The 1,241-nt window shown below is 68.8% G+C and carries 1 protein-coding gene and 1 pseudogene; one reads left to right on the top strand and one right to left on the bottom strand.

Annotation, left to right across the window (positions count from 1 at the left end; genetic code table 11):
• A pseudogene (locus tag GH737_RS14840) lies at positions 1 to 439 on the bottom strand (type III polyketide synthase); the annotation flags it as partial.
• Positions 440 to 501: 62 nt separating this feature from the next.
• On the opposite strand from GH737_RS14840, the gene GH737_RS14835 reads away from it, so the two are divergent.
• A partial coding sequence (locus tag GH737_RS14835; protein ID WP_196233251.1) for a PQQ-dependent sugar dehydrogenase occupies positions 502 to 1,241 on the top strand: 740 nt, incomplete at its 3' end.

Here is a 1,241-nt window from a genome sequence, read left to right as displayed (position 1 = left end):
CGTTGACTCCGCCGGCGCAGCCGAGACCGAACACGGGGACACGGCGCACGTCCGCACGAAAGCCGGCGCGCTGCGCCGTGCGCGCCTCGAGGCTCGGGGTCGCGATGCCGGTGGTCGAGACGGTCACGACGCCGTCGATGTCGCGCGGCCGCAGCCCGGCCTTTTCGATCGCGGCGGAGGCTGCTTCGACGAACAGGTCCTCCGCGGCTTTCAGATAGACGGCATTGCGGTCATGCCAGCCGTGATGGGTCAGGTACCAGTCCAGCGGAGCGACGATGTGCCGCGTCGCGATCCCGGCATTGTCGAACACGCCCGAAAGGCGGTCGAACAGCGCCTTCCTTCCGCCGAACGCCTCGCGCGCGCAGGCTTTCGCCTCGCTTTGCTCGACGACATGAGGCGGCACGGCGGTCGCGAGCGACAGGAGGCTGCACGGCTGCATCATCGCCGTATAGAGCGGGGGAACCGCGCTTTGGTTCAAATATTCGACAGTGAGGAGGCCGCATGAAATTTCATTCCTTGCACTTGGCAGGACTCGTGCTGCTCGCAGCCTGCGGCTCGTCGGCGCCGACCAACGCACAGGACGCAAACGGCTCGAGCGAGCGCGCGAACGTGCCGGCCTCCTCTCCGCCGTTCGCTACCGCAGCCGTCGCGACCTTCAACGCACCCTGGGCGATGAGCTTCCTGCCGGGTTCGAGCATGGCGCTGGTGACGGAGAAGGGCGGACGCTTGTGGCTCATCGATGTTGCAAGCGGAGCGAAGCAGGAAGTCGCCGGCGCGCCCGACGTCGTAGCGAAAGGCCAGGGCGGGCTGCTCGACGTCGTCGTCGGCCCGCATTTCGCGCAGGGCGGCCTCGTCTATCTGACCTTCTCTGAGCCATCGAAGAACGGTGGCAGCCAGCTTGCGCTCGCTCGGGGGAAGCTGGTGCGCGGAGCCTCTCCGGCTCTGCAGGGGCTGCAGGTCATCTGGCGCAACCCCACGGGCGGCGAAGGCGGCCATTTCGGCGCGCGCATCGCCTTTGCGCCCGACGGCAATTCGCTCTTCCTCAGCGCGGGCGAACGCCAGCGCTTCACGCCGGCGCAGGACCCCAATCTGCCGATGGGCAAGGTCCTGCACCTGACGCTCGACGGCAAGCCTGCGCCGGGCAACCCTGGCGCCGGGCGCACCGGTGCTGCTTCGCTGCAGGTCACCGATCCTCCGGCGGACAGCGTGGCCGCGAAGGACGCGCCCTCGCGCACCGTCGC

Origin of the sequence: Sphingomonas segetis, assembly GCF_009720245.1 — a bacterium.
Classification (GTDB): domain Bacteria; phylum Pseudomonadota; class Alphaproteobacteria; order Sphingomonadales; family Sphingomonadaceae; genus Sphingomicrobium; species Sphingomicrobium segetis.
The sequence above is the reverse complement of the archived record's forward strand: the minus strand, read 5'-3'. Positions and strand labels throughout refer to the sequence as shown.